Below are 25,655 nucleotides of genomic sequence, written 5' to 3'. Positions count from 1 at the left end.
CCCCGGATGCCCCCGCGCGCCCCGCCCTCCGCGAGGCCGCGGCGACGGGCGACCTCACGGTCATCGACACGCGCGAGGAGTACCTGCGCGCGGTCGAGGCCATCGCGGCCGGCACCGGACCCATCGCCGTCGACGCCGAGCGCGCCTCCGGCTTCCGCTACAGCCAGCGCGCCTACCTCATCCAGGTGTTCCGCCGCGGCGCCGGCACGTTCCTGTTCGACCCGCCGGCCGTCGGCTCGTTCGCCGAGCTCGACGCCGTGATCCGCGACGTGGAGTGGGTGCTGCACGCCGCCAGCCAGGACCTGGCGTGCCTGCGCGAGGTGGGCCTCGACCCGCGGCGCATCTTCGACACCGAGCTCGCGTCGCGCCTGCTCGGGCTCCCCCGCGTGGGCCTCGGCACGGTGGTGGAGGAGCTTCTCGGGATCCACCTGGCCAAGGAGCACTCGGCGGCGGACTGGTCGACCCGGCCGCTCCCCCGCGCCTGGCTCGTGTACGCGGCGCTCGACGTGGAGCTGCTCGTCGACGTCCGCGACGAGATCGCCCGGCGCCTCGAGGAGCAGGGCAAGACGCGCATCGCCGAGCAGGAGTTCGCCGCGACGATCGCCAAGGAGGCGAAGCCCGCGCGCGTCGAGCCGTGGCGTCGCCTCAGCGGACTGCACGGCGTCCGCGGCGGCCGCAACCTCGCCGTCGCCAAGGAGCTGTGGGAGGCCCGGGACGCGTACGCGCGCGAGGTCGACACGAGCCCCGGCCGCCTCGTCCCCGACGGCTCGCTCGTGGCCGTCGCGCGCGTGCTGCCGCAGTCCAAGCGCGACCTGGCGGCCGTCCGCGAGTTCTCGGGCCGGGCGAGCCGCAGCGAGATCGACCGGTGGTGGGCCGCGGTGGAGCGCGGGCTCGCGGCCACGGAGTTCCCGTCCCTGCGCGGCACCGGCGAGTCGATGCCGCCCGCCAAGGCCTGGGCCGACAAGGACCCCGCCGCCGACCGCCGCCTCAAGCGCGCGCGTGCGGCCGTCCAGGACGTCGCGGACGGGATGTCCCTCCCGCAGGAGAACCTGGTGACGCCCGAGGTCCTCCGCCGCGTGGCCTGGACGCCGCCCGCCGACCTCGCGCCCGAGGCCGTCGGCGAGGCGCTCGCGTCGTGGGGGGCGCGCCCCTGGCAGATCGAGGCGGCTGCGGCTGCGGTGGCCGCGGCCTTTGTCGATGCGGACCAAGAGGACGACGCACCCGACGACGGGGCCTCGTAGGAACAGTCAACGGATTCGGCCCCCGTCCGGCTTCTTCCTAGGGTGGGGGAAATCGATGCGAGGAGGCGTCAGTGGTCGAGAGAGCCGAAGTCCATTTCGTGGACGGGGTCCGCACCCCGTTCGGGCGAGCGGGCGAGAAGGGCATGTACTGGCGGACCCGGGCCGACGACCTCGTCGTCAAGGCCATGATCGGGCTGCTGGAACGGAACCCGCAGGTCCCGAAGGACCGGATCGACGAGGTCGCCATCGCGGCCACGACGCAGACGGGCGACCAGGGCCTCACGCTCGGGCGGACGGCGGCGCTGCTGGCCGGGCTCCCCCGTTCGGTTCCGGGCTTCGCCATCGACCGGATGTGCGCGGGCGCCATGACGAGCGTCACCGCGACGGCCGGCGGCATCGCCTTCGGCGCGTACGACCTCGCGATAGCCGGCGGCGTCGAGCACATGGGCCGCCACCCGATGGGCTTCGACGCGGACCCGAACCCGCGCTTCCTCGCCGAGCGGCTCGTCAGCCAGGACGCCCTCAACATGGGCAACACGGCCGAGCGGATCCACGACCGCTTCCCGGCGCTCACCCGCGAGCGGGCCGACCGCTATGCGCTGGCCAGCCAGCAGAAGACCGCCCTCGCGTACGCGAACGGCGACATCCAGCCGGACCTCGTGCCCGTCGCGACTCGATCCGACCAGGGCTGGGGGCTCGCCACCCGCGACGAGGCGATGCGCCCCGAGACGACGCTCGAGGGCCTCGCCGGGCTCCGCACCCCGTTCCGCCCGCACGGCCGCGTCACGGCCGGCAACTCGTCGGGCCTCAACGACGGCGCGACGGCCGCCCTGCTCGCGAGCGGCGACGCCGTCAAAGAGCTCGGCCTCGCCCCCAAGATGACGCTGGTGTCCTTCGCCTTCGCGGGCGTGGAGCCCGAGATCATGGGCATCGGACCCGTGCCGAGCACGGAGAAGGCGCTCCGCAAGGCCGGCCTCACGATCGACGACATCGGGCTCTTCGAGCTCAACGAGGCGTTCGCCATCCAGGTGCTCAGCCTGCTCGACCACTTCGGGATCGACGACGCCGATCCGCGCGTCAACGAGTACGGCGGCGCCATCGCCGTCGGCCACCCGCTCGCGTCCAGCGGCGTCCGGCTGATGAACCAGCTCGCGCGCCAGTTCGAGCAGCACCCGGAGGTCCGCTACGGCCTCACGGCGATGTGCGTCGGCCTCGGCCAGGGCGGCAGCGTCATCTGGGAGAACCCGCACTTCACCGGCAAGAGGAAGAGGAACAAGTGACCGACACCAGCCGCTTCCGGGAGCTCGTGGCGCTCGATCCCGACGAGGTCGTCACGCACTCGTTCGTCCGCGACGTCCACCTGCCCTCCGGCGGCGTGCTCGCGCTCGTCACGCTCGACAACGGGCGCGACCACACCCGGCCGTCCACGCTCGGGCCGGCCACGCTGCTGGAGCTCGCCGATGTGCTCGACCGCCTCACGGTGCGCGCGGCCGCCGGGGAGATCCGCGGCGTCGCGATCACCGGCAAGCCGTTCATCCTCGCCGCGGGCGCCGACCTCAGCAAGGTCGGCGAGATCCCCAGCCGCGAGGTCGGTCGTCAGATGGCGCAGCTCGGGCACGACACCCTCGGACGGCTGCACCGGCTCGGCGTGCCGTCGTTCACGTTCGTCAACGGTCTCGCGCTCGGCGGCGGGCTCGAGATCGGGCTGAACTCCGACTACCGCACGGTCGACGAGTCGGTGCCGGCGGTCGCGCTGCCCGAGGTGTTCCTCGGCATCATCCCCGGCTGGGGCGGGGCATGGCTGCTGCCGAACCTCATCGGCATCGAGAACGCCCTGAAGGTGATCATCGAGAACCCGCTCAAGAACAACCGCACGCTGAAGGCGGAGGACGTCATGGAGCTCGGCATCGCCGACGCGTCGTTCCCGTCCGCGTCGTTCCTCGAGCAGTCGATCCGCTGGGCCGACGGCGTCATCTCGGGCGCCATCGAGGTGAAGCGCCCGAACGCGCCGGGGCGCCTCGAGCGCATCGCCAAGTGGGACGTCGCCATCGGCATCGCCCGGAAGTCCCTCGAGCAGCGGATCGGCACGGTCGCGCTCTCGCCGTACCGGGCGCTCGACCTGCTCCAGGGGGCGAAGCGCAGCACCCGCGAGGAGGGGTTCGCCGCGGAGGACGAGGCCCTCGCGGACCTCATCTCGGGCGACCAGTTCCGCGCGAGCATCTACGCGTTCGACCTCGTGCAGAAGCGCGCCAAGCGGCCCGCGGGAGCGCCGGACAAGGACCTCGCGCGTCCGGTCACCAAGGTCGGCGTGGTCGGCGCCGGGCTCATGGCCTCGCAGTTCGCCCTCCTGTTCGTGCGTCGGCTGCAGGTCCCCGTCGTGATCACCGACCTCGACCAGGCGCGCGTCGACGCGGGCGTCGCCGGCATCCACGGCGAGATCCGGAAGCTGGCCGAGAAGGGTCGCGTCTCCCCCGACGAGGCCAACCGGCTCACGGCGCTCATCACGGGGACGACCGACAAGGCCGACTTCGCCGACGCGGACTGGGTCATCGAGGCCGTCTTCGAGGAGCTCGGCGTGAAGCAGGCCGTGTTCGCGGAGATCGAGCAGCACGTCTCCGAGACGGCGATCCTCGCGACGAACACGTCGAGCCTCTCGGTGGAGCGCATCGGCGAGCGGCTCGCGCACCCGGAGCGGCTCGTGGGCTTCCACTTCTTCAACCCGGTGGCGGTCATGCCGCTCATCGAGGTCGTGCGGACGCCGCAGACCACGGACGAAGCGCTCTCGACGGCGATGCAGGTCGCGAGGAAGCTCAAGAAGAACGCCGTGATCACCCGCGACACCCCGGGGTTCGTGGTCAACCGGATCCTGGCCAAGGTCCTCGGCGAGGCCATGCACGCGGTGGACACGGGCACGCCGTTCGAGGTCGTCGACCGGTCGCTCGCGCCGTTCGGCCTGCCGATGACGCCCTTCGAGCTGCTCGAGCTCGTGGGCCTCAAGGTCGGCGCGCACGTGCTCGACACGCACCACGCGGCCTTCCCCGACCGGTTCTTCGAGAGCCCGAACCTGCACCGGCTCGCGGACCTCGGCCGCATCTACGCGCGCGACGCGAAGGGACGGCCGACGGGCTTCGACAAGGAGGCGGTGCGGATCGTCAAGGGCGGCAAGTCGCCCATGACGGCCGAGGAGATCCGCGAGCGGGTCGAGACCGGCCTCGCGGACGAGGTGCACCGCATGCTGCAGGACGACGTGGTGCACGCGGCCGAGGACATCGACCTGTGCCTCATCCTGGGCGCCGGCTACCCGTTCCAGATGGGCGGCCTCACGCCCTACCTCGACCGGGTCGGCGCGAGCGAGCGCGCGTTCGGCACGACCTTCCACCAGCCGGCGATCCGCGGCGTCGCGTAGCGCGACACCGCACGACGGAGGGCCCGGCCGCGACGGCCGGGCCCTCCGTCGTCGTGCTGCGGCCTACGGCTGCTCGTCGTCCTCCGGGGCCACGGACACGCGGTCGGCATCCTCGCGCAGGGGCCGGGCGGCCGGCACGCGGCTGCCGAGGACCTGCGCCACCACGTCGCGCGCGATGTGCTGCGGCGTCAGGCCGACGCGCTCGAGGATCTCCGCGCGGCTGGCGTGGTCGAGGAACTCGTCCGGGAGCCCCAGCTCGGTCACGCCCGTGTCGATGCCGGCCTCCCGGAGGTCCTGGCGGATCCGGGTGCCGATGCCGCCGACGACCACGCCGTCCTCGATGGTCACGACCAGGCGGTGGGCGCCGCCGAGCTCGACGACGCTCCGCGGCACCGGGACGACCCAGCGGGGGTCCACGACGGTCGCGCCGATGCCCTGGGCCTGGAGCCGCTCGGCGACCTCGATGCCCATGGCCGCCATCGGACCCACGGTCACGATGAGGACGTCCTTCGCCTCCGACTCGTGCAGCACGTCCACGCCGTCGTCGAGGCGCCGCAGGGCATCGATCTCGTCGCCGACGACGCCCTTGGAGAAGCGCACGACGGTGGGCGCGTCGTCCACCTTCACGGCCTCGCCCAGCTCCTCGCGGAGGCGCGTCGCGTCCCGCGGGGCGCTCAGGCGGATGTGCGGCACGATCTGCAGCAGGGCGAGGTCCCACATGCCGTGGTGGCTGGGTCCGTCCGGACCGGTCACGCCCGCCCGGTCGAGCACGAAGGTCACGCCGGCGCGGTGCAGGGCGACGTCCATGAGGACCTGGTCGAAGGCCCGGTTGACGAAGGTCGCGTAGAGCGCGACGACGGGGTGGAGGCCGCCGAACGCGAGGCCGGCGGCGCTCGTCACCGCGTGCTGCTCGGCGATGCCCACGTCGTGGACGCGGTCGGGGTGCTTCTCGGCGAACTTGTGGAGGCCCACGGGGCGCAGCATGGCGGCCGTGATGCCGACGATGCGCGGGTCCTCGTCGGCGAGGGCGAGGATCTCGTCCGCGAAGACGCTCGTCCAGCTCGCGGCCTGCGCGGCGTCGATCGGCTCCCCCGTCTCGGGGTCGATCTGGCCGACGGCGTGGAACTGGTCGGCCACGTCCCGGCGCGCCGGCTCGTAGCCGCGGCCCTTCTCCGTGATGGCGTGCACGATGACCGGGGCGCCGTAGTCGCGCGCCTGCTGGAGCGCCTCCTCCATGGCCTGCTGGTCGTGCCCGTCGATGGGCCCCAGGTACTTGATGTCGAGGTTGGAGTAGAGCGCCTCGTTGTCCGTGACGCGCGTGAGGAATCCGTGCAGGCCGCCGCGGAGCCCGCGGTAGAGGCTGTCCCCCGGCGCCCCGAAGACCCCGAACACGCGCTGGCTCGTCTCGTAGAGGCCGCGGTAGGTGCGGCGCGTGCGCACCGTGTTGAGGAACCGCGCCATGCCGCCGATCGTCGGGGCGTAGGAGCGGCCGTTGTCGTTGACGACGATGATGAGCTTGCGCGTGTTGTCGTCGGAGATGTTGTTGAGCGCCTCCCACGTCATGCCGCCCGTGAGGGCCCCGTCGCCCACGACCGCGACCACGTGCCGGTCGGTCTGCCCGGTGATCCCGAAGGCCCGGGAGATGCCGTCCGCCCAGCTCAGCGAGCTGGACGCGTGCGAGCTCTCGACGATGTCGTGCTCGGACTCCGACCGCTGCGGGTAGCCGGCGAGGCCCCCGGACGCGCGGAGCCGGCTGAAGTCCTGGCGGCCCGTCACGAGCTTGTGCACGTACGACTGGTGCCCGGTGTCGAAGACGATCGCGTCCTTCGGCGAGTCGAAGACCCGGTGGATCGCGAGGGTCGTCTCCACGACACCGAGGTTCGGGCCCAGGTGACCGCCGGTCTTGGACACCTCCGCGACCAGGAACTGCCGGATCTCCACGGCGAGCTCGAGCATCTGCCCGGGGCTCAGCCGGTCCAGGTCACGGGGTCCCGTGATGGTCTCGAGGATTCCCATGCTGACCGCCTTCCCTCGGACGCCATGTCGCGACGTCCGCCTCATCGAGTGTACGCAGGGCCCTGCATGCACGAAGGAGGCCGGACGTCGCCGCCCGGCCTCCTCAGCCTCCTGTTACGCGACGAGGCTGCGCAGCACGTACTGCAGGATGCCGCCGTTGCGGTAGTAGTCCGCCTCGCCGGGGGTGTCGATGCGCACGACCGCGTCGAACTCCACCGTCTCCTTGCCCGCGGGCGAGTCGGAGGTGGGGGCGGCGACCACGCGCACGGTGCGCGGGGTGGTGCCGGAGTTCAGCGCCTCGAGACCGGTGATGCTGATCTCCTCGGTGCCGTCGAGCCCGAGCGTGTCCCAGGTCTCGCCCGCCGGGAACTGCAGCGGGACGACGCCCATGCCGATGAGGTTGGAGCGGTGGATGCGCTCGAAGCTCTCGGTGATGACCGCCTTGACGCCGAGCAGGCTCGTGCCCTTGGCCGCCCAGTCGCGCGACGAGCCGGAGCCGTACTCCTTGCCCGCGAGGATCACGAGCGGGGTGCCGGCGACCTGGTAGTTCTCCGACGCGTCGTAGATGAAGGACTGCGGGCCGCCCTCCTGCGTGAAGTCGCGCGTGTAGCCGCCCTCGACGCCGTCGAGCAGCTGGTTGCGGAGGCGGATGTTCGCGAACGTGCCGCGGATCATGACCTCGTGGTTGCCGCGACGCGAGCCGTAGGAGTTGTAGTCCTTCCGCCCCACGCCGTGCTCGTCGAGGTAGCGGCCCGCGGGGCTGTCCGCCTTGATGGAGCCGGCCGGGCTGATGTGGTCGGTCGTGACCGAGTCGCCCAGCTTGGCCAGCACCCGCGCGCCCGTGATGTCGGCGACCGGCGTGGTCTCCATCGTGAGGCCCTCGAAGTACGGGGGCTTCCGCACGTAGGTGGACTCCGCGTCCCACTCGAACGTCGCGCCCGTGGGCGTGGGGAGCGAGCGCCAGCGCTCGTCGCCGTCGAAGACGCCGGCGTACTGGTGCGTGAACATGCCCGTGTCGATGGAGCTGTCGATGGTCGACTGGACCTCGTCCGCGTCGGGCCAGATGTCCTTGAGGAACACGTCGTTGCCCTCGGTGTCGGTGCCGAGCGCGTCGGCGTCGAAGTCGAAGTTCATCGATCCGGCCAGCGCGTACGCGATCACGAGCGGCGGGCTCGCGAGGTAGTTCATCTTCACGTCGGGGTTGATGCGGCCCTCGAAGTTGCGGTTGCCCGAGAGGACCGCCGTCACCGCGAGGTCGTTGTCCTGCACCGCGGCGGAGATCTCGTCGAGCAGCGGGCCCGAGTTGCCGATGCAGGTCGTGCAGCCGTAGCCGACGGTGTAGAAGCCGAGGTCCTCGAGGTACGTCGTGAGGCCGGACTTCTCGTAGTAGTCGGTGACGACCTTGGATCCGGGCGCCAGCGTGGTCTTCACCCACGGCTTGGCCTTCAGGCCCTTCTTGCTGGCGTTGCGGGCGAGGAGCCCGGCCGCGAGCATGACCGACGGGTTCGACGTGTTGGTGCACGAGGTGATCGCCGCGATGGCCACCGCGCCGTGGTCGAGGGTGAAGTCGCGCCCGTCCTCGAGGGTGACGCGCGTGGGCTTCGTGACGCTCGTGGGGCTGTTCGACGCGTGGTGCGTCTCGTGCGTGGAGTGCTCGTCCTCCGGCTGCAGCTCGCCCGGGTCGGACGCGGGGAAGCTCATGGCCGACGCGAGGTCGACGATGTCGTGGTCGACCTTCGCGTAGTCGTTGAGGTCGCGCTCGAACTGCGACTTCGCGTCCGTCAGCTCGATGCGGTCCTGCGGGCGCTTCGGGCCGGCGATGGACGGCACCACGGTGGACAGGTCGAGCTCGAGGTACTCGCTGAAGGTGGGCTCCACCGACGCGTCGTGCCAGAGCCCCTGCTCCTTGGCGTAGGCCTCGACGAGCGCGACCTGCTCGTCGCTGCGGCCGGTGAGGCGCAGGTAGTCGAGCGTGACGTCGTCGATGGGGAACACGGCGGCGGTCGAGCCGAACTCGGGGCTCATGTTGCCGATGGTGGCGCGGTTCGCGAGCGGGACGGCGCCGACGCCGGAGCCGTAGAACTCGACGAACTTGCCGACGACGCCGTGCTTGCGCAGCATCTGCGTGATGGTGAGCACGACGTCCGTCGCCGTGACGCCTGTGGGGATCTCGCCGGAGAGCTTGAAGCCGACGACCTTGGGGATGAGCATCGAGACCGGCTGGCCGAGCATGGCCGCCTCCGCCTCGATGCCGCCGACGCCCCAGCCCAGCACGCCCAGGCCGTTGACCATGGTCGTGTGCGAGTCGGTGCCGACGCAGGTGTCGGGGTAGGCCTGGAGGACGCCGCCGACCTCGCGCGTCATGGTGACGCGGGCGAGGTGCTCGATGTTGACCTGATGCACGATGCCGGTGCCGGGCGGGACGACCTTGAAGTCCTCGAACGCCGTCTGGCCCCAGCGGAGGAACTGGTACCGCTCGCCGTTGCGCTCGTACTCGATGTCGACGTTGCGCTCGAGCGCGTCCTCGGAGCCGAAGAGGTCGGCGATGACCGAGTGGTCGATGACGAGCTCGGCGGGCGCGAGCGGGTTGATCCGGGTCGGGTCGCCGCCCAGCTCGCCGACGGCCTCGCGCATGGTGGCCAGGTCGACGATGCAGGGGACGCCGGTGAAGTCCTGCATCACGACGCGGCCCGGGGTGAACTGGATCTCGGTGTCGGGCTCGGACTCGGGCACCCAGTCGCCGAGGGCGCTGATCTGCGACCCCGTGACGTTCTTGCCGTCCTCGGTGCGGAGCAGGTTCTCCAGCAGCACCTTGAGGCTGAACGGGAGCCGCTCGTGGCCCGGCACGGTGTCGATGCGGTAGATCTCGTAGTCGGTGTCCCCGACGCGGAGTGTGTCCTTCGCGCCGAAGCTGTTGATTGCAGACACGTGGCCCTCTTCCCTCGCTGGATGGGCGCGGAACCCGCGTTCCGCCCGTCATCCGATCTTGGTCGCCCGCCGCGGCCGGGTCCAGTAAGGCGACCCTGAGCGGGCGCGCCGACGCGGGCGGGGACAGCGTCGATGTATCTCGACGTCGAGATAAACGTATCACCGCCTTGACCGGTCGTCGCCGCGGCGCGCGCGGGCGGGACGGGTCTCGCGTCAGGCGGCCGGGGAGGCCGAGCGGTCGGCCGCGTACACCGCGCGGACGAAGAGCCACGAGAGCACGAGCAGCACGCCGTAGAGCGGCGTGCCCATCACGAGGCGAGCGACGCCCAGCGCGTCGATCGCGTCGGCGAGGTAGAGCGGGAGCTGCACCGCGAGGCGGAGGCCGAAGAACGCGACCCACACGAGCGTGAGGAGCCGGAGCGCGCGGGACTTCCGCCGGTCGCCTCGCCAGGCGGTGCCGTCCCCCATGAGGAAGCCGACGGCGACGCCGACGAGCGGCCAGCCGACGACGACCGACACGAGCAGCACGGTGAAGTAGGCCCCGTTGGTCCAGAGGCCGAGGGCGTAGAAGTCGCGCCCCTCCCCGGACCGCAGGGCGAGGACGGCGGAGATCACGATGCCGACGAGGCCGCCGACCGCGGGGGCGACGGCCGAGCGCTGGACGAGGCGGGCGATGACCGCCACGACCGCGACGCCGACCGGGACGGCGACCGACAGCACGATGTCGCGCGTGAGCGTGAAGGCGACGAGGAAGAGGAGGCCGGGCACGATCGCCTCGAGGACGCCGCGGACGCCGCCCATCGCGCCGATCAGGGCGGAGGGCGTCATCGGCTCGCCGCGCGCGGCCTGGCCGAGCCCGGCGCGCTCGGCGGCCTGGGCCATGCTCGCGCCGAGCGCCTCGCCCGCAGCCGGAGCGGCGGGACCCTGCTGCTCGGACCCGGCGTCGGCTGGCGCGCCCGGCCGGCGCGGCTCGTCGCCCGCCGTCACGCTCAGGAACCCAGCGCCGGAGCCGCGGGCTCGCCGGCCGGTGCCGCGCCCGACGTGGTGCCGACCTGCGCGGCCGGCATCTTCAGGGGGATGAGGTCGCGCGGGGGCATCGGCGAGGATCCGCGGACCACGACGACGCTGCGGAACAGGTCCTCGACGGCAGCGGCCGCCTCGGGGTCGGACACGGCGCGGCCGGTGATGACGCCGCGCAGGAACCAGCGCGGACCGTCGACGCCGATGAAGCGCGCGTCGCGGGTGGTCGCCGCCGGCTGGCCCGGCTGCGGGACGACGGGGATGACCGCGTGCAGCTCGGGGCCGAACGGACCGTCGGCGAGGCGCGTGGTGCCGCCCTGCTTCTGGATCTGCTCCCCGATCGTCGTGCGGATCTCATGCCACAGGCCGCTCGAGCGCGGCGCCGCGAAGGGCTGCACCTGGAGGCTGGACTCGGCGAAGTCGAGCCCGACGGCGACGACCTGCTGCGTGCCCTCGGCCACCTCCAGACGGAGGTGCAGGCCCTCGCGCGGCAGGATCTTGATGCCGCCGAGGTCGACATAGGGACGGACCGGGTTCGCCTCGGTCTCGTCGAGCGGCCCCTCGTCGGCCCGGTCGTCGGGCGCGGACTTCGCGTCGAGGACGTGCTCGGCCTCGTCCGCGACCGTGTCGTCGGGCTGGTCGGTGGTGTCGTCGGTCATGTTCGGTCTCCTGACTCTCGGGCGGGGAGGGCGCCGGTGCCCGTGGAGCCGAAGCCCCCCGAGCCGCGGTGGCTCCCGGGCAGCTTCTCCACGGGCACGAAGCGCACCCGGCTGACCGGCATGACGACGACCTGCGCGATGCGGTCGCCGACCGCGACATCGTACGCGTGGTCGGCGTCGGTGTTGAGGAGCGTCACCCGGATCTCGCCGCGGTAGCCCGCGTCGACGGTGCCGGGCGCGTTGACGATGGTGATGCCGTGGCGTGCCGCGAGCCCGCTGCGCGGAAGCACGAAGGCGGCGTGGCCGTCCGGCAGGGCGATCGAGACTCCCGTGCCGACGGTGGCCCGCCGACCGGGCTCGAGGCGCACGGCCTCCGCGCTCACGAGGTCGGCACCGGCGTCGCCGGGGTGCGCGTAGGCGGGGATCGGGGCGTCGCCCGCGATGAGGACGTCGACGGGATCGGGCACGGTGAGAGGCTAGTGCAGGAATCTGATCGAATAGGCGCATGCCCCCACCCCCTTACAGAGAGCGGCTCCGGCCGGCTCCCTGGCTCTTCGTCGCCACCGCCCTCGTCATCCCCGCGAGCCTGCTCGTCTTCCTCCCCATCAGCGTCGTCGCCGGGGTGGTGGTCGCGATCGTCCTCTACGCGGGGGTCGTCGCGACGCTCGTGCTCACGAGTCCCGTGATCGAGGTGGTCGACGGGCGGCTGCGGGCCGGCCGCGCCACCATCGACGTGGACCAGCTCGGCGAGCCCGAGGCGTTCCGCGGCGCCGACGCGACGGCCGAGCGCGGCGTGCGGCTGCACGCGCGGGCGTTCCTCGTGATCCGCGGGTGGGTGGATCCGGTGGTCAAGGTGCCGCTCCTGGACGCGGCGGACCCGGCGCCCTACTGGCTGGTGTCCACACGGACGCCGGAACGACTGATCGCCGCGATCCGGGGATCGCGGCGATCATGACGTGCGGTGAGGCGCAGGGCCTCTAGGGGCTCTCGCCCGGCGTCGCCCTAGGCGGCGCACTCCTGGCAGATGGGCCCGAGCTTCTCCTGGTGGTCGATCTGCGAGCGGTGCTTCACGAGGAAGCAGCTCACGCAGGTGAACTCGTCCGCCTGCGGCGGCAGCACCACGGTCTCGAGCTCGAGGTCGGAGAGGTCGGCTCCGGCGAGGTCGAAGCTCCCGGGGTTGTCGGCATCGTCGACGTCCACGACCCCGGACATGCGGTCCGGGACGCGCTCCTTCAGAGCCTCGATCGAGTCGGAGTCGTCCTCCGTCTTGCGCGGGGCGTCGTAATCAGTTGCCATTCCTGTCCACTTCTCGAATAACCGCCGAACGGAATCGGCGGGCACAGTTTGCATGAATCGCATCCGGATAGCAAACCGTCCCAGGGCCCCTCGCGAGGCACCTGATCGGGCGTTCCGATGCGGAGCGCCGGCCCGTGTCCGGGCCTCGGACGCGGACTCACACGGTACACCGTTCGCGCACTAACTGAGTGCCCTCCGGCGCCGCGATCCCGCCTCCCGACGCTCTCGTCCGACACAAGTCGCGGCGCGCCACGCGTATTCCCCGGAAGAGGGGCCGGTTCGTGACATCGTGAATCGTCCAGTGAGCGCGAGAGGCGTGGAACACATGCAGGATCTGAAGATCGTCGGAGTCGAGGACGGCGCCCTCGTCGTCGAGACGGCGGGCGGCGACCGCCACCGCCTCGCCATGGACGACGCGTTCCGCCAGGCGCTGCGCCGTCAGACGGGTGATGGCGGCGCCGTGCGCAAGGCCGCGCCCCGCATCATCCAGTCGTTCATCCGCCAGGGCATGAGCGCGGAGGACGTGGCCCGGGAGACCGGGGCGTCGGTCGAGTACGTGCGCAAGTTCGAGGGACCCGTCGTCGCCGAGCGCGAGCACGTCGTGCGCAGCGCGATGAAGGTCCCCGTCCACACGGCCATCGAGGTCGACCCGATGGGCCAGGGCACGCTCTTCGGCCAGGTCATCGAGGAGCGACTCGAGTCGCTCGGCGCGACCGACGTGCGCTGGAGCAGCTGGAAGGAGCAGCTCGGCGGCTGGGTGGTCAAGGCGTCCTTCACCTCCGAGGAGATCGACCACGACGCGCGCTGGGCCTACGACCCCAAGAAGCACGCCCTCTCCCCCGCCAACAACGAGGCCGTCACGCTCTCGCAGCAGGGCGAGATCCGAGGCGCGCTCATCCCCAGGCTCCGGGCGCTGCCGCCCGAGACGGTGGACACGCACCAGGAGGACGGCGTCACGCGGTTCGACAGCGGGGCGTTCCGGCTCCCGGAGCCGGCCGCATCCGCCACGCAGGACACCGCGCCCCAGCCGTGGGAGGCGCCGCGGCGCGAGGAGGGCGCCGCCGTGACGCACCTGGGACGACAGGGGAACCACCCCGCCGGGAGCCAGCAGCCGGCCCGCGTCGCCCAGGCCGAGCTGAACGAGACCGCCGACCTGCTCGAGGCGCTGCGCCGCCGGCGCGGGGAGCGCGAGTCCGTGCCGCGCGAGGACGAGGGCGACGCGGCGGACGCGTCGCCGGCCGAGTCCCCGTCGCCCGCCGCGCGCGGCGGCGAGCCGCTCACCCGTCCGCGCGGCGGGCAGCGCGGCGCTCCCCCGCTGCGCTCCGCCGTGGTCCCCGGCATCGGCCGCGGGGAGTCGGGACGCGAGCGCTCGCAGGGCGACGCCGAGGACGAGGGCCTGCGGACCCCCGGCGGCGCCGAGTCGCGCGGATCCGGCAAGGCCTCCGGGCGACGCGGACGAACGGCGATGCCGAGCTGGGACGAGATCGTGTTCGGCGCGCGCAGCGACGACGACCACCTGGCCTGACGGCCGCCCGTCGGATCGGTCCCGGGTCAGCCGCGCGCGAAGGCTCCGGCGCGGATGAGCGGGACCAGCCGCTCCTCGTCCGAGAAGGAGCCGTGCTGGCCGACCATCCGGCGCGCGCCCTGGTCCCGCGGGCGTCCGTCGTAGTAGGCGATGAGCGCGCGCGCGGCCACGACCACGTCGCCGATGCGCGGAGCGACCCCGTCGCGGACCTCGCCGTACCAGTCCGCCGCGAGGGCCTCGTCACGCGTGGCGACATGCGCGCGGCCGCCCTCGGACGCGCGCCAGGCGTCGGCCAGCGCGTCGGCGTCGACACCGGGCTCCAGGTGCAGGTGCAGGCAGCGCGGCTCGCCGGCGACGTGCCGGACGCCCGCCACGAGCTCGGGCACGCGGTCGAAGAGCACGTGCGACTCGGCGGGCACGTCGACGATCCCGTGGTCGGCCGTGACGAGCAGGCCCTCGCGCGCGCCGAGCCGGTCGCGGAACGGGCCGAAGGCGGCATCGAGCTCCTCGAGATCCCGGAGCCAGCGGTCGGACTGCCAGCCGTGGGAGTGCGCGGCCTGGTCGAGCTCCGGGACGTAGAGGTAGACGAGCGCGCGTGGCGTGCGGTCCAGGAGGGCGCGGGTGGTCGCGAACCGGTCCGCCATCGACTCGGCGGGGACGTAGGTCGCGCCGCGGAGGGCGGCACGGGAGAAGCCGGACCCGGAGTAGCGCGCCGGGCCGACCGCGAACGCCGGCACGCCCGCCGTGGCCGCGCGCTCGAAGACGGTGGGGACGGGCTGCCACTCCTCGGGGACGCTGCGGGCGTCCCATCCCGAGAGGAGCTTGAGGACGCGGTCGCCCGCGGGGTCGAGCGCGCTGTAGCCCACGAGGCCGTGCTCCCCGGCGCGGACGCCCGTGGTGAACGACGTGATGCTGGCGGCGGTCGTGGTGGGGAACCCCACGTCGACGAGGTCGCGCTTCCGCCAGTCGCGCACGAGGTTCCGCGCGTGTCCGGCCCGCGCGCGGAGGGCGGCGGAGCCGAGCCCGTCGACGAGGACGACCACGGCGCGGTCGACCGGGGGCAGGGACGCCTCGGACCCCTCCCCCGCGAGGGCGGCGAGGCAGCCGGGCAGGACCGCGGTGAGGCTCATCCGGCCGGATCCGGGCGCCGGTAGCATGGGGGCCATCCGGCCCAGTCTGCCACAGCAGCCCGGCGCGCATCCGCGCCGTGACGCCGATCCGACGCAGCGCGATCCCGACCCAGAGAGTCCATGAGTCCCTCCACCACGAACACCACGCCCGACGTGCCCGCCGAGCGGATCGAGGACGTCGACGTCTCCACCGAGATGGAGAACTCGTTCCTCGAGTACGCCTACTCGGTCATCTACTCCCGGGCCCTGCCCGACGCGCGCGACGGCCTCAAGCCCGTGCAGCGCCGCATCCTCTACCAGATGAGCGAGATGGGCCTCCGTCCCGACCGCGGGCACGTGAAGTCAGCGCGCGTCACGGGCGAGGTGATGGGCAAGCTCCATCCCCACGGCGACTCGGCCATCTACGACGCGATGGTGCGCATGGCGCAGCCGTTCACGCTGCGGGTGCCGCTCATCGACGGGCACGGCAACTTCGGCTCGCTCGACGACGGGCCCGCCGCCCCCCGGTACACGGAGGCCCGGCTGGCGGCCTCGGCCCTCGCGATGGTCGAGGGCCTCGACGAGGACGTCGTGGACTTCGTGCCCAACTACGACAACGCCTTCATGCAGCCGGCCGTGCTCCCGGCGGCGTTCCCGAACCTGCTCGTCAACGGCGCCAGCGGCATCGCGGTCGGCATGGCGACCAACATGGTGCCGCACAACCTCATCGAGGTCGTGGGTGCCGCGCGTCACCTCATCGACCACCCCGACGCCTCGCTCGACGACCTCATGGCCTTCGTCCCGGGGCCCGACCTGCCCACCGGGGGCACGATCATCGGCCTGGCTGGTGTCAAGGACGCGTACCTCACCGGCCGCGGCAGCTTCAAGACCCGCGCGCGCGTCTCCGTCGAGAGCCTCACGCCGCGGAAGTCCGGGCTCGTCGTGACCGAGCTGCCGTACCTCGTCGGCCCCGAGAAGGTCATCGAGAAGATCAAGGACGGCGTCCAGAACAAGAAGCTCTCCGGGATCACGAACGTCACGGACCTCACCGACCGCACGCACGGGCTGCGGCTCGTCATCGAGATCAAGACGGGCTTCAACCCGGAGGCGGTGCTCGAGCAGCTGTACCGCTACACGCCGCTCGAGGACGGCTTCAGCATCAACAACGTCGCGCTCGTCGACGGCAGCCCGCAGACGCTGGGCCTGAAGGAGCTGCTGCAGGTCTACGTGGCGCACCGGCTCGACGTGGTCACGCGGCGCACGCGCTACCGGCTCGCCCGCCGGCAGGAGCGGCTGCACCTCGTGCTCGGGCTCCTCATCGCGATCCTCGACATCGACGAGGTCATCCAGGTCATCCGCGGCAGCGACGACACCGACCAGGCGCGCGCGCGGCTGATGGACGTGTTCGACCTGTCGACGCTGCAGGCCGACTACATCCTCGAGCTCCGCCTCCGTCGTCTCACGCGGTTCAGCCGCATCGAGCTGGAGGAGGAGCGCGACCGGCTGCGTGCCGAGATCGCCGAGCTCGAGGCGATCCTCGCGGATCCGCTCCGCCTGCGCGCGCTCGTCTCCAGCGAGCTCCAGGAGGTGGCCGACCGCTTCGGGACGCCCCGGCGCACTCTCCTCACGGAGGCGGCGCCGAGCGTGGCGGGCGCGTCGAGCCGCCGCACGGCGCCCGTGCTCGAGATCGCCGACGTGCCCTGCCGCGTGCTGCTCTCGACGACGGGCCGCGCGGTCCGCGTCGACCTGCCGACGGACGCCCCCGGCACGCCCCTGCAGACAGTGCGCCGCAGCTCGCACGACGCGGTGCTCACGGCGATCGAGACCACGAGCCGCACGCGCATCGGCGCCATCACGAGCACCGGGCGCCTCATCACGATGACGCCCGTCGACCTGCCCGTGGTGCCCGTCGCGAGCGTGCAGCTCGGGGCGGGCGTGCGGATCCGCGACTACCTCGGCCTCACCGACCGGAAGGAGCGGGTCGTCGCTCTCGTCGCGCTCGAGTCCGACGAGGCGATCGCGATCGGCACGCGTCAGGGCGTCGTCAAGCGGGTCGCCCCCTCGTCGCTGCCCGCCAAGCCGGAGTTCGAGGTCATCGCGCTCAAGAAGGGCGACGAGGTCGTCGGCGCGCGCCAGGGCGCCGAGACGGACGAGCTCGTGTTCGTCACCAGCGAGGCGCAGCTGCTGCACTTCCCCGCGGTCTCCGTGCGGCCGCAGGGCGTGCAGGCGGGCGGCGTCGCAGGGGTCAACCTCGCCGCCGGCGCCCGCGTGCTGTTCTTCTCCTCCGTGGCGCCCGAGGGCGCCCAGGTCGTCACCGTCTCCGCGTCGTCGGCGACCATCGCCGGCGTCGACCCCGGGCGGGCCAAGGTGTCCGCCTTCGGGGACTTCCCGCGGAAGGGCCGCGCGACGGGCGGCGTGCGCGCGCACGCGTACCTCAAGGGCGAGGACCACCTGGCCCTCGCCTGGGTGGGCCCCGGCCCGGCGCTCGCGGTCGGCCCCGCCGGCGAGGTGCGGCAGCTCCCGCCCACCGGCATGAAGCGCGACGGCTCGGGCATCCCGCTCGAGAAGGCCATCGGCGGCGTCGGCCAGGCGGTCACCCCCGCCGAGGTCCCGGACGCGGCGTCGGGCGCCGCCGTGGGCGTCGTGGAGCCCGCGGCCGAGGACGGGTCCGCCCCGCTCGAGACGTAGTCCCGGTACGGACGACGACGGCCGCGGATCCCTCGGGGTCCGCGGCCGTCGTCGTGCGCCGGGTGTGGCACCCGCGCGTCACACGTCGATGCGGTCCCGCACGGCGCCGGCTCCGTCGATGATGAACTCCTTGCGCGGCGCCACGTCGTTGCCCATCAGCAGCTCGAACATGCGCGTCGCCGCCTCGGCGTCGTCCACCCGCACACGGCGCAGCGTGCGGTTGCGGCGGTCCATCGTGGTGGTCGCCAGCTGGACGGCGTCCATCTCGCCCAGGCCCTTGTAGCGCTGGATGGGGTCCTGGTAGCGCTTGCCCTGCCGCTTCGCCTGCGCGAGCACGGCTGCGAGCTCGCGCTCCGAGTAGGTGTAGATCACGTCGTTGGGCTTCGACCCCGGGTTCATCACCACGACGCGGTGCAGCGGCGGCACGGCGGCGAACACGCGGCCCTCGTCGATCATCGGCCGCATGTAGCGGAACAGCAGCGTGAGCAGCAGCGTGCGGATGTGGGCGCCGTCGACGTCGGCGTCGCTCATGATGATGATCTTCCCGTAGCGCGCGGCCGACAGGTCGAACGTGCGGCCGGATCCTGCCCCGAGCACCTGGATGATGGACGCGCACTCTGCGTTCGAGAGCATGTCCGGCAGGGAGGCCTTCTGCACGTTGAGGATCTTCCCGCGGATGGGCAGCAGCGCCTGGTACTCGCTGTCGCGGGCGAGCTTCGCCGTGCCGAGGGCCGAGTCGCCCTCCACGATGAACAGCTCGCTGTTCGCGACGTCGTTCGACCGGCAGTCCACGAGCTTCGCCGGCAGGGAGGAGCTCTCCAGCGCGTTCTTGCGACGCTGCGTCTCCTTGTGCGTGCGGGCCGAGATCCGCGACTTCATCTCGCCGACGACCTTCTCGAGGAGCACGGCCGTCTGCGCCTTGTCCTCGCGTCGGGTCGACTCGAAGCGCTCCGCCATGGCCTTCTGCACCACCTGCGACACGATCTGGCGCACGGCCGGCGTGCCGAGCACCTCCTTCGTCTGCCCCTCGAACTGCGGCTCGGGGAACCTCACCGTGAGCACGGCCGTGAGCCCGGCGAGCACGTCGTCCTTCTCGAGCTTGTCGGTGCCGACCTTGAGCTTCCGGGCGTTCGCCTCGACCTGCGCGCGGACGAACTTGAGCAGTCCCGCTTCGAACCCGGCCTGGTGCGTCCCGCCCTTGGGCGTCGCGATGATGTTGACGAACGACTTGAAGCGCGTGTCGTACCCGGTGCCCCAGCGCAGCGCGATGTCGACGGCGCACTCGCGGGTCAGCTCGGTGGGCACCATGGCGCCGCCGTCGGTGAGGACGGGAACCGTCTCCGTGAACGTGCCCGACCCCTCGAGCCGCCAGGTGTCGGTGAGCGGCGCGTCGACGGCGAGGTGGTCGACGAACTCCGCGATGCCGCCGTCGAAGCGGAAGGACTCGCGCACGGGCTGCTCGCCGCGGAGGTCCTCGATGTCGATGCTGAGGCCCGGGACGAGGAACGCCGTCTGCCGCGCTCGGCCGAGCAGCTCCTCGGTGAGGAAGGACGCGCCGCGGGTGAAGATCTGTCGGTCGGCCCAGTAGCGGATCCGCGTGCCGGTGACGCCCTTGCGCACCTTGCCGACGACACGCAGCTCGCTGCCGGACGTGAAGGGGCGGAACGGCGCGTCGGGGCTCGGCTCCCCCTCGTCGTCGAAGATGCCCGGCTCGCCGCGACGGAACGACATGGCGTACGTCTTCCCGCCGCGGTCCACCTCCACGTCGAGCCGCTCCGAGAGGGCGTTGACGACGGACGCGCCGACGCCGTGCAGGCCGCCCGAGGAGGCGTAGGAGCCGGATCCGAACTTGCCGCCGGCGTGCAGTTTGGTGAAGACGACCTCGACGCCGGACAGCCCGGTCTTCGGCTCGATGTCCACGGGGACGCCGCGTGCGGTGTCCCGGACCTCGACGCTCCCGTCGGCGTGCAGCCGGACGTCGATGCGGTCGCCGTGCCCGCCCAGGGCCTCGTCGACGCTGTTGTCGATGATCTCCCAGAGGCAGTGCATGAGGCCGCGCGAGTCGGTGGAGCCGATGTACATGCCGGGCCGCTTGCGGACCGCCTCGAGGCCCTCGAGGACGGAGAGATGGCGGGCGGAATAATCGGATGCTGCCACGTGCTGTCCTCCATGTGCGTCCGGCGTTCGCCGGACGCGAGCCGATGTCGATCTTAACCGCCACCCGGTGCCTCCCCCTCCGACCCGCCGTCCCCGCTCGCGCCTACGCGCAGAGCGAAACGTCGGGCCCGAGGACAGCAGCCACCCGGGAGCACGTGGTCTACTTGACGCATTCGGCTCGACACACGACCCGACCCGGAGGGGAGCATCACATGACACCGACCGCGACCGAGCGTCCCGTCGACGAGCTCGACAACCACCAGCTCACCGCCAACGACCGCTGCGACAGCTGCGGTGCGCAGGCCTACATCCGAGTCGAGGTCAACAGCTCCGAGCTCCTCTTCTGTGCCCACCATGGCAAGAAGTACCAGGAGAAGCTGTCGGCCATCGCCACGAGCTGGCACGACGAGTCGAGCCGCCTGCTCGACGAGCGGGCCTAGGCACGGACTCCGCGTCGGCTCCGGCCGACGCTCGAAGGGCGCATCCTCCTCGGAGGATGCGCCCTTCGTCATGCGGGGGCACCGGGCCGGTCGGCCCGGAGCCCGTCGTCAGTAGTGGGCGGGCCGCGCCATGACGGTGGCGCGCGCCTCGCGCGCCCAGCCGTCGAGCCGGTCGAGCGTGCCCGAGATGTCCGCGGGGAGCTCCCGGCCGTGACGCGCGAGGGCGGCGGCGAGCAGCTCGTCGGCGAGCCGCGGGTTGAGCGCGAGCACCGGTCCGCCGAGGTGCGTGCCGATCGACGATCCGATGCGCACGCCCTCCTGGCCGCCGCCGTTCCCGGATCCCGCCCGCACGGCCCCGAGGGGCGCGTGGGTGCGGATGTCGAGCGTCGACCCGTGGTTCTCGTAGCCGACGAGCTCGCCGTCGGCCGTGTCGACGACGAGGTCGCCCACCTGCCGGGCGGCGGTGAGCTGCGTGCGGATGGGCAGCACGCCCGCGCCCACGAGCTCTCCCCCGTCGACGAGACGGACGGTCTCGCCCAGCAGCTGGAGGCCGCCGCCCACGGCCAGGAGCGGCACTCCGGACGCCTGGAGGGCGACGAGGTGGGCCGCGTGGGACACGAGGTCCGGCAGCACCGTGCGCTGCGCGGACAGCGGCCCGGATCCCGCGAAGACGATGTCGGCGTCGCCCGGGTGCCCGCCGCCCGGTGCGTGCCGGACGACCTCCGTGCGTATGCCGCGGATGCGCGCGCGCTCGACGAGCACCGTCACGTTCCCGCGGTCCCCGTTGATGCCGAGCTCCTCCGGGTAGAGGTGCAGGATGCGCAGGACGTCGCTCACGCCGGTCCCCCTTCGAGATCCGTCCGCCCGAGGATGCGGCGGATCGCCATCATCTGCTCGTAGTTGACGATCATGGTCTTGACCCCGCGGGACGGCTTCTCCAGCGCGAGGAACGCCTGCACGGCACGGCGGAGGTCGGGCTCGACGCGGCCGACCTCCAGTCCCTCGTAGCCGAAGCGCACCGCCAGCTGGTAGCCCTTCGTGCCCGAGACGACGTCGGCGTGCGTGAGCGCCGAGAGGTCGGTGTCGTAGATCCACGACGGGTCCGGCGTGCCGTCGTCGACCGCGAGCAGCACCTGCTCGGGCGGGTCGCCCAGAGCGTCGAGGTTCATCTGCAGGCTCGCCGGGTTCTTCATCATGATGATCTCGATGTCCTCGTCCCCGGCGCGCAGCACCTCCCCACGTCCGTAGACGGCGGCGACCGAGCCGAGGCCCTCGGCGGCGAGGGCCGGGTCGAACCGGTCGCCGAGCACCCGGCGGGCCGTGGCCAGCGCACCGGCGGCGTCGACGGCGTAGTGCAGTCCGCGGGAGGGGAGGCGGGCGGTCAGATCCCCCGAGGCGAGGCGGAAGACGGCGTCGCGACCCTCGAGCGCCACGGCCTCGACCGCGGCCGGCGCCTCGACGGGTGCCGGATCCTCGGATCCGAAGCGCGGTGCGGATGCGAGCCCGTGCTTGCTGTCGCCGAGCAGGCCCGGGGAGACGCCGAACCAGTCCACGGCGACGCGGCCGGACGACGTCGCGTCCGCGGCGATGGCGTTGACGTTGGCGTCGTCGCGGTTCGCGACCACGGCCTCGGTCGCGGTCGCGGCGATGCGCTCGAGCATGCCGACGACCCGGTCCGGCTCGTGGAAGCGGTTGAGCTGGTCGATCTGGATGTTGAGGAGCAGCACCGTGCGCGGGGTCAGCAGGGCCGAGAGCGCCACCCCGTAGGCCTCGTCGATCTCGAGCACCGCGACGTCGGCGTCCAGGCGTCCCGAGGGGTCGGCGTCCGCCAGCACCGCCGAGGCGATCCCCTGGGGCAGGTTGCCGCCGGAGGGGTTCGTGAAGACCCGGAGGCCGTGGGCCCGGAGGACCGCGGTGAGCATGTGCGTGGTGGTCGACTTGCCGTTCGATCCCGTGACGGCGACCACGCCGTGCGGGAGGTCGGCGATGGTGCGCTCGAGGAAGCGAGGCTCGAGGCGGAGGGCGACGACGCCGGGCACGGCGGAACCGCCGCCGCGGAGACGGGCGGCCCAGCGGGCGGCCCGTCCCGCGGCGACGGCGAGGCGCAGCGGCACGGCCTACTCGAGGTAGTCGCGCAGCGACTGCGAGCGCGACGGGTGGCGGAGCTTGGCCATGGTCTTGGACTCGATCTGGCGGATCCGCTCGCGCGTGACGCCGAACGTGTCGCCGATCTGGTCGAGCGTCTTCGGCATGCCGTCGCCCAGGCCGAAGCGCATGCGGATGACGCCCGCCTCGCGCTCGGAGAGGGAGTCGAGGAGCGACTCGAGCTGCTTCTGCAGCATGGTGAAGCCCACCGCGTCGGCCGGGACGACCGCCTCGGTGTCCTCGATGAGGTCGCCGAACTCGCTGTCGCCGTCCTCGCCGAGGGGCGTGTGGAGGGAGATGGGCTCGCGTCCGTACTTCTGGACCTCGATGACCTTCTCGGGCGTCATGTCGAGCTCGCGCGACAGCTCCTCGGGCGTGGGCTCGCGGCCCAGGTCCTGGAGCATCTGGCGCTGCACGCGGGCGAGCTTGTTGATGACCTCGACCATGTGCACCGGGATGCGGATCGTGCGGGCCTGGTCGGCCATGGCGCGCGTGATCGCCTGGCGGATCCACCACGTGGCGTAGGTGGAGAACTTGAAGCCCTTGGTGTAGTCGAACTTCTCGACCGCGCGGATGAGGCCCAGGTTCCCCTCCTGGATGAGGTCGAGGAACTGCATCCCGCGACCCGTGTAGCGCTTCGCGAGGCTGACGACGAGGCGGAGGTTGGCGCCCAGCAGGTGGCTCTTCGCCCGCTGGCCGTCGCGCGCCACCCAGCGCAGCTCGCGCTCGAGCTCCCGCGAGATGCCGGGGGTGTTCGCCAGCTTGTCCTCGGCGAAGAGGCCCGCTTCGATGCGCATGGCGAGCTCCACCTCCTCCGCGGCGTTGAGCAGCGCGACCTTGCCGATCTGCTTGAGGTAGTCCTTGACGGGGTCGGCGGTGGCGCCCGTGATGGTCGTCGAGTAGACGGGGACGTCCTCGTCCTCCTCCTTGTTCGACAGGACCATGGCGCCGGTCGGCAGCGGTTCGAGCGCCACGGGCGGCTTCGGAGCGCCGTCCTCGACGGCCTCGTCCTCCGAATCGTCCTCGACGGCCGGGACCACGACCTCCTCGGCGTCCTCGTCGGATGCGTCGCCCGGGCCGTCCGTCGCGGGCGCGGCCTTCTTCGCGGCGGTCTTGCGAGGCGCCTTCGCCGGAGCGGCGGCATCGTCGCCGCCGGCAGCGGCCTTCTTCGCGGCAGCGGCCTTGGCGCGAGCCGTGGGCGCCTTGGCGGGCGCGGCCGGCGTCGTCTCCGCGGCGGGCTCGTCAGCGGCGGCGGCGGCCTTCGCCGCGGCGGCCTTGCTCGGGGCCTTGGCCGCGGGGGCCTTGGCGGTGGCCTTCGCCGCCGGGCTCTTCGCGGCAGGGGCCTTGCGGGCGGGGGCGCGCTTGGCGGGTGCCGTCGCCTCGCCCGTCGCGGCGTCGTCTGCCGGGCTGGTCGCGGTCGCCGCGTCCAGCGTGGCGGACGGGGTGGAGGGGGTGGCCATGCGAACACCTTTCGTCCCCACGGGCGACCGGTCGCGCGCTCCGCGGTGGCTCTGCGGGGTGACCTGCCGGAGGTGGGTCGGGGTTGTTTTCGGACATTGCTAGGACCCATGTCAAGTCCGCTGCTCGTGCACCACCGGGGCGGCGCGAGATGCGGGACATGAACGGGTCCGTACCTGATTATTGCACGGATGCCGGCGAGGACGAGCCACCGTCACGCGCGGCGCCGACGACGCCTGTCGAGGTAGGCAACCCAGAGCGGCCCCACCCGCATTCCCTCGTCGGCCATGGCGCGACGCGTCCGCCTCCGGGTGCGGACGAGCATGACGACCCCGAACCCCACCACCAGGTACTGGACCGCGAACGCGACCCGGAACGAGTCGAAGGAGTAGAGGTCGCTCGGCGCGCCGCCGGCGACGCGGATGCCGTCCTGCACGTCGAGGGCGATGCCGATGAGCAGCATCGTCGTGAAGCTCGCGGTGAAGCCGCCCACGTTGACCACGCCCGAGGCCGCCCCGAGGCTCCGCGGCGGGTTGAAGGTGCGCGCGAAGTCGAGGCCGACCTGCGATCCCGTCCCCCCGACGCCGATCACGACGACCATCACGAGCACCGCCCACAGCGGCGGGACGCCGGGCCAGAGGAGCACGACCGCCCAGGCAGCCCCCATCATGGCGACGATGCCGAGGACGAGGTTCGAGCGGCGGAACGGGAACCGGCCGGTGAGGATGCCGATGGACGGCCCGACCACCATGCCCGAGGCCACGATCACGATGAGGATGCCGGACGCGAGCGCCGGGCTGTACCCGAGTCCCCCGACGAGGAACGGGAAGCCCCAGAGAAGGCTGAACACGCCGCCCGGGGACTGCGTCACGAAGTGCGACCAGAAGCCGAGGCGCGTCCCGGGCCGCCGCAGGCTCCGCCCCAGCTCGCGCATCGAGTCGCCCCACGACACCCGGGGCGGCGGCGGATCCCCGGCCGGGCGGTCCCGCACGGCGACCGCGACGGCGACCAGCGCCACGACCGCGACGGACGCGGACCCGACGAACGCCGGGGTCCAGCCGGCGGTGTGCAGCACCAGCGAGAGGGGGACGGCCGAGAGCACCTGCCCCAGCTGCCCCACGTTCGCGAACCACTGCGAGAGCACGGGGACGCGCGGGCCGGAGTGCCAGGCGTTGATGAGACGGAGCCCCGACACGAAGGTCATGGCGTCCCCGGCGCCCACGAGCACGCGTCCCGCGACGGCCACCTCGAGGGTGGTGGAGAACGCGAGCGTCAGCTGGCCCGCGACCATGAGGAGCGCGCCGCTCGCCAGCAGCGCGCGCGGGCCGACGCGGTCGATGAGCACGCCGACGGGGATCTGCAGCGCCGCGTACACGACGAGCTGCGTGACGGCGAGCGTGGACAGCAGCGCCGCGGAGACGTGGAACCGGTCGCCGGCCTCGACGGCCGCGACGCCGAGCGACCCCCGCTGCAGGACGGAGGAGAGGTACGCGGCGGTGGCGACGCCGAAGACGATCCGGGCGCGGCGTGTGCTCATCGCCCCGAGACTATCGGCGCGCGACCCGCG

Annotated in this window: 19 protein-coding genes; 7 read left to right on the top strand and 12 right to left on the bottom strand. The window is 72.6% G+C overall.

The annotated features are described in order from the left end of the window. Positions 1-62: 62 nt before the first annotated feature. From PED38_RS11825 to PED38_RS11815, 3 genes are all read left to right on the top strand, one after another. A complete protein-coding gene (locus PED38_RS11825; RefSeq protein WP_270981538.1) occupies positions 63-1,241 on the top strand; it encodes an HRDC domain-containing protein in 1,179 nt (392 codons plus the stop codon). A gap of 71 nt (positions 1,242-1,312) precedes the next feature. Beyond that, positions 1,313-2,521 (top strand): thiolase family protein, encoded by a 1,209-nt coding sequence (locus PED38_RS11820; RefSeq protein ID WP_063071858.1) that lies wholly within the window; start codon positions 1,313-1,315, stop codon positions 2,519-2,521. Continuing rightward, positions 2,518-4,647, top strand: a complete 2,130-nt coding sequence (locus tag PED38_RS11815) for a 3-hydroxyacyl-CoA dehydrogenase NAD-binding domain-containing protein (protein WP_063071859.1) — start codon at positions 2,518-2,520, stop codon at positions 4,645-4,647. The genes PED38_RS11820 and PED38_RS11815 overlap by 4 nt, the downstream gene beginning before the upstream one ends. Positions 4,648-4,710: 63 nt before the next feature. On the opposite strand, the gene dxs is transcribed toward PED38_RS11815, so the two are convergent. From dxs to dut, 5 genes are all read right to left on the bottom strand, one after another. After that, positions 4,711-6,663, bottom strand: coding sequence for a 1-deoxy-D-xylulose-5-phosphate synthase (gene dxs / locus PED38_RS11810; RefSeq protein WP_063071860.1), 1,953 nt, complete (start codon positions 6,661-6,663; stop codon positions 4,711-4,713). 114 nt (positions 6,664-6,777) lie between these two features. Beyond that, complete coding sequence (gene acnA, locus PED38_RS11805) at positions 6,778-9,591, bottom strand: aconitate hydratase AcnA (RefSeq protein WP_270981429.1); 2,814 nt, start codon at positions 9,589-9,591, stop codon at positions 6,778-6,780. A 213-nt stretch (positions 9,592-9,804) separates the two neighbouring features. Further along, complete coding sequence (locus tag PED38_RS11800; RefSeq protein ID WP_254654531.1) at positions 9,805-10,578, bottom strand: DUF3159 domain-containing protein; 774 nt, start codon at positions 10,576-10,578, stop codon at positions 9,805-9,807. Positions 10,579-10,580: 2 nt separating this feature from the next. After that, positions 10,581-11,270, bottom strand: a complete 690-nt coding sequence (locus PED38_RS11795; RefSeq protein WP_270981427.1) for a DUF3710 domain-containing protein — start codon at positions 11,268-11,270, stop codon at positions 10,581-10,583. Then, a complete protein-coding gene (gene dut, locus PED38_RS11790; protein WP_063071864.1) occupies positions 11,267-11,737 on the bottom strand; it encodes a dUTP diphosphatase in 471 nt (156 codons plus the stop codon). The genes PED38_RS11795 and dut overlap by 4 nt, the downstream gene beginning before the upstream one ends. A 38-nt stretch (positions 11,738-11,775) precedes the next feature. Here dut and PED38_RS11785 point away from each other — a divergent pair, with 38 nt between their 5' ends. Then, on the top strand, positions 11,776-12,225 hold the full coding sequence (locus tag PED38_RS11785) for a DUF3093 domain-containing protein (protein WP_063071865.1): 450 nt from the start codon (positions 11,776-11,778) through the stop codon (positions 12,223-12,225). Positions 12,226-12,272: 47 nt separating this feature from the next. Here the strand turns inward: PED38_RS11785 and PED38_RS11780 are convergent, their stop codons facing one another. Further along, positions 12,273-12,566 carry a DUF4193 domain-containing protein gene (locus PED38_RS11780; RefSeq protein WP_012038342.1) on the bottom strand — a complete coding sequence of 98 codons (294 nt, stop codon included), beginning with the start codon at positions 12,564-12,566 and terminating at the stop codon, positions 12,273-12,275. Positions 12,567-12,891: 325 nt separating this feature from the next. On the opposite strand from PED38_RS11780, the gene sepH reads away from it, so the two are divergent. Next, positions 12,892-14,091: a septation protein SepH gene (sepH, locus tag PED38_RS11775; protein WP_270981425.1), complete on the top strand. Its 1,200-nt coding sequence runs from the start codon at positions 12,892-12,894 to the stop codon at positions 14,089-14,091. 26 nt (positions 14,092-14,117) lie between these two features. Here sepH and PED38_RS11770 read toward each other — a convergent pair whose 3' ends face one another. Beyond that, positions 14,118-15,257, bottom strand: a complete 1,140-nt coding sequence (locus PED38_RS11770) for an alkaline phosphatase family protein (protein WP_063071867.1) — start codon at positions 15,255-15,257, stop codon at positions 14,118-14,120. An 84-nt stretch (positions 15,258-15,341) separates the two neighbouring features. Between PED38_RS11770 and PED38_RS11765 the strand changes: the two genes are divergently transcribed. Next, complete coding sequence (locus PED38_RS11765) at positions 15,342-17,888, top strand: DNA gyrase/topoisomerase IV subunit A (protein ID WP_270981424.1); 2,547 nt, start codon at positions 15,342-15,344, stop codon at positions 17,886-17,888. A gap of 78 nt (positions 17,889-17,966) precedes the next feature. Here the strand turns inward: PED38_RS11765 and PED38_RS11760 are convergent, their stop codons facing one another. After that, positions 17,967-20,045 carry a DNA gyrase/topoisomerase IV subunit B gene (locus PED38_RS11760; RefSeq protein ID WP_270981422.1) on the bottom strand — a complete coding sequence of 693 codons (2,079 nt, stop codon included), beginning with the start codon at positions 20,043-20,045 and terminating at the stop codon, positions 17,967-17,969. Positions 20,046-20,257: 212 nt separating this feature from the next. On the opposite strand from PED38_RS11760, the gene PED38_RS11755 reads away from it, so the two are divergent. Then, on the top strand, positions 20,258-20,485 hold the full coding sequence (locus tag PED38_RS11755) for a DUF7455 domain-containing protein (RefSeq protein WP_012038337.1): 228 nt from the start codon (positions 20,258-20,260) through the stop codon (positions 20,483-20,485). A gap of 108 nt (positions 20,486-20,593) precedes the next feature. Here the strand turns inward: PED38_RS11755 and PED38_RS11750 are convergent, their stop codons facing one another. The 4 genes from PED38_RS11750 to PED38_RS11735 all read right to left on the bottom strand — a co-directional run bounded on the left by PED38_RS11750 (position 20,594) and on the right by PED38_RS11735 (position 25,625). Continuing rightward, positions 20,594-21,322, bottom strand: coding sequence for a type 1 glutamine amidotransferase (locus PED38_RS11750; protein ID WP_063071870.1), 729 nt, complete (start codon positions 21,320-21,322; stop codon positions 20,594-20,596). After that, complete coding sequence (locus tag PED38_RS11745) at positions 21,319-22,599, bottom strand: Mur ligase family protein (protein ID WP_063071871.1); 1,281 nt, start codon at positions 22,597-22,599, stop codon at positions 21,319-21,321. Before PED38_RS11745 ends, PED38_RS11750 begins: the two co-directional genes overlap by 4 nt. 3 nt (positions 22,600-22,602) lie before the next feature. Continuing rightward, positions 22,603-24,090, bottom strand: coding sequence for an RNA polymerase sigma factor (locus PED38_RS11740; protein WP_081235024.1), 1,488 nt, complete (start codon positions 24,088-24,090; stop codon positions 22,603-22,605). Positions 24,091-24,302: 212 nt separating this feature from the next. Further along, a complete protein-coding gene (locus PED38_RS11735) occupies positions 24,303-25,625 on the bottom strand; it encodes an MFS transporter (protein ID WP_063071872.1) in 1,323 nt (440 codons plus the stop codon). Positions 25,626-25,655: the final 30 nt, after the last annotated feature.

Origin of the sequence: Clavibacter sp. CT19, assembly GCF_027858075.1 — a bacterium.
GTDB lineage: Bacteria > Actinomycetota > Actinomycetes > Actinomycetales > Microbacteriaceae > Clavibacter > Clavibacter tessellarius_A.
This window is presented reverse-complemented; position numbering and strand designations above follow the sequence as displayed.